The following is a 2,803-nucleotide window of genomic DNA, read 5'->3' as shown; positions in this document are numbered from 1 at the left end:
CGGAGGCCGCGGCCCCCGGCACCGGGGTCACGGCTCCCGCGGCTCCGGCCCCCGGGCCCCTGGCCGCCGAGGCCGGGGACCCGTCCCCCCGGAACAGGTCGATAGGATGGGGGCGATGAACCAGCAGAGCCCCGCACCCGGAACCGCCGTCCTCGATCCCGCCGTGGCGGCGCGCCTCAAGCGGGACCCGGCCGGTCTCGTGGCCGCCGTGGTCCAGCAGCACGACACCAAGGAGGTGCTGATGCTGGGCTGGATGGACGACGAGGCCCTGCGCCGCACCCTCACGGAGGGCCGCGTGACGTTCTGGTCCCGGTCCCGTCAGGAGTACTGGCGCAAGGGCGACACCTCCGGGCACGTCCAGCGCGTGCACCGCGTGAGCCTGGACTGCGACGGCGACGCCCTGCTCGTGCAGGTCGACCAGACCGGCGCCGCCTGCCACACCGGCACCCGCAGCTGCTTCGACGGCCGCGACCTCGGCGCTGCCGCCGCCGTCTGAGCCGCACCCCCCGCTCTCCTCCTCCGCCACCAGGAAGTCAGGTCGACACCCATGCAGGACCTGGGCACCATCAGCCCCACCCTCGAAGAGTTCCGCGCGCTCGCCGCGCAGCGGCGCGTCATCCCCGTGCGCGTCAAGATCCTCGCGGACGCCGTGACCCCGATCGGCCTCTACCGTGCGCTCGCGCTCGAGGACGGCGCCGCCCGTCCCGGCACGTTCCTCATGGAGTCCGCGGCCGAGGGCGGGGTCTGGTCCCGCTACTCGTTCGTCGGCGCGAACTCCCGGGCCACCCTGACCGCCAAGGACGGGCAGGCCCACTGGATCGGCCGGGCACCCGCCGGCGCCCCCACCGGGGGCAGCCCGGTCGAGGCCCTGCGGGACACGATGGCGCTGCTGCACACGGAGCGCTTCGAGGACGTCCCCCCGCTGACCTCCGGGCTCGTGGGGTTCGTGGGCTGGGAGGCCGTGCGCCGCTGGGAGAAGCTCCCGCACCCGCCCGAGGACGACCTGCACCTGCCCGAGCTGGCCATGAACCTCGTCTCCGACATCGCCGTTCACGACAACACCGACGGCACCGTCCTGCTCGTGGCCAACGCCATCAACTTCGACGACACCGACGAGCGCGTCGACGAGGCGTGGGCGGACGCCGTGGAGCGGGTGCACGCGATGCTCGAGAAGCTCGCCCGGCCCGTGGACCACGTCACCGCCTCGACGCTCACCGGCGCCGACGAGATCCGCGGCGACCTCGAGGCCAAGGTCGCCCAGAGCTGGGACCGCACGCTGTTCATGAACTCCATCGTGGAGGGCAAGAAGGCGATCGTGGACGGGGACATCTTCCAGGTCGTGGTCTCCCGCCGCTTCGAGACGGAGTGCACGGCCGACTCCCTCGACGTCTACCGCATGCTGCGGGCGATCAACCCCAGCCCCTACATGTACCTGTACAGCTTCGAGGACGCCGACGGGCGCCCCTTCTCGGTCGTCGGCTCCTCGCCGGAGGCGCTCGTGACCGTGACCGGGGACCAGGCCGTCACCCACCCCATCGCCGGGTCCCGGCCCCGCGGACGCACCGTGGAGGAGGACCTCGCCCTCGAGCGGGACCTGCTCCAGGACGAGAAGGAGCGCTCCGAGCACCTCATGCTCGTGGACCTCGCCCGCAACGACATCTCCAAGATCGCCGTTCCGGGTTCCGTGGAGGTCACCGAGTTCATGGAGGTCGAGCGCTTCAGCCACATCATGCACCTGTGCTCCAACGTCGTCGGGCGGATGCGCCCGGACGCCACCGCCTACGACGTCCTCGCCGCGACCTTCCCCGCCGGCACCCTCTCCGGTGCGCCCAAGCCGCGCGCCCTGCGGCTGCTCGACGAGTACGAGCCGCTGCGCCGGGCCGTCTACGGCGGGGTGGTCGGCTACCTGGACTTCGCCGGGGACATGGACATGGCCATCGCCATCCGCACCGCGCTGCTCGTGGACGGCAAGGCCTACGTCCAGGCCGGCGGCGGCATCGTCGCCGACTCCGACCCCGAGACCGAGGCCCTCGAGTCCCTGAACAAGGCCACCGCCCCGCTGCGGGCGGTCCTGCTCGCCGAGCGGCTGCACGAGCTCGACCTCGAGCGCACGGCCGTCCCGGGAGCCGGTGCCGGGCGTGGCTGAGGCCACGGCGTCCCGGCGCGCGCGGCTCTCCCGCCGGTCCACGGTGGTGCTGGCCACGCTGGTCGCCGCGCTCGCGGTCTTCGGCTGCTCGGCGGCCACGTGGATCTCCGCCACGGTGCGGACCACCCTCGAACCCGTGACCGTGGACGTCGCCGGCTCCGACGCCGCCCCTGCGGTCACCGCCCTGGGGCTGGTCGCGGCCGCCGGCGCCCTCACCACGGCCATCTCCGGGCGGGTGCTGCGCGCGGTGGTGTCCGTGGTGGTCGTCCTGGCCGGCCTGGGCGCCCTGGCCGCGTCCGTGGCCGTGCTGGCGGACCCGGCCGGCGCCGCGCAGACCACGGTGGGGGAGACCACGGGCATGGTCAACGCCGGCGGCGAGTTCGCCCTGACCCTCTGGCCGTGGCTCGCCGCGGCCGCGGCCGTGCTGGTCGCCCTGTGCGGCACGTGGTCCCTGCTGGCGGGGCGGTCCTGGACCACGGCCCGGCGCTACGAGCGCACCGGCACGGAAGCCGCCCCGGGCGCGACCGCCGGGCGCGGGGACGAGATCGACTCCTGGGACGCCCTCACGGAGGGGCGCGACCCCACCGCCTGAGCTCCCGCCCGCGGTCGGCGCCCGAGCGACGCGCGGGCGCCCCGGCCGCCACGGGCACCGGTCGC

Annotated in this window: 3 protein-coding genes; all 3 read left to right on the top strand. The window is 74.5% G+C overall.

Features of this window, described 5'->3' with window-relative positions; genetic code table 11:
* The first annotated feature begins 115 nt into the window (after positions 1 to 115).
* Genes hisI through BJF77_RS01920 form a run of 3 tightly spaced genes read left to right on the top strand, consistent with a single transcriptional unit; the run spans position 116 to position 2,738 of the window.
* On the top strand, positions 116 to 496 hold the full coding sequence (gene hisI, locus BJF77_RS01930; protein ID WP_047802392.1) for a phosphoribosyl-AMP cyclohydrolase: 381 nt from the start codon (positions 116 to 118) through the stop codon (positions 494 to 496).
* Positions 497 to 547: 51 nt separating this feature from the next.
* The gene (locus BJF77_RS01925) at positions 548 to 2,146 is read left to right on the top strand and encodes an anthranilate synthase component I (RefSeq protein ID WP_047802391.1); all 1,599 of its coding nucleotides are present in this window, start codon (positions 548 to 550) and stop codon (positions 2,144 to 2,146) included.
* On the top strand, positions 2,139 to 2,738 hold the full coding sequence (locus BJF77_RS01920) for a Trp biosynthesis-associated membrane protein (protein ID WP_075871120.1): 600 nt from the start codon (positions 2,139 to 2,141) through the stop codon (positions 2,736 to 2,738). The genes BJF77_RS01925 and BJF77_RS01920 overlap by 8 nt, the downstream gene beginning before the upstream one ends.
* The last annotated feature ends 65 nt before the right edge of the window (positions 2,739 to 2,803 follow it).

It is taken from the genome of Kocuria sp. CNJ-770 (assembly GCF_001942375.1).
In the GTDB taxonomy this organism is placed as follows: Bacteria; Actinomycetota; Actinomycetes; order Actinomycetales; family Micrococcaceae; genus Kocuria; species Kocuria oceani.
The sequence above is the reverse complement of the archived record's forward strand: the minus strand, read 5'-3'. Positions and strand labels throughout refer to the sequence as shown.

Excerpts from the sequence above, each read along its gene's own strand:
- hisI (WP_047802392.1), top strand. The coding sequence starts at position 116 with ATGAACCAGCAGAGCCCCGCACCCGGAACCGCCGTCCTCGATCCCGCC.
- BJF77_RS01925 (WP_047802391.1), top strand. The coding sequence starts at position 548 with ATGCAGGACCTGGGCACCATCAGCCCCACCCTCGAAGAGTTCCGCGCG.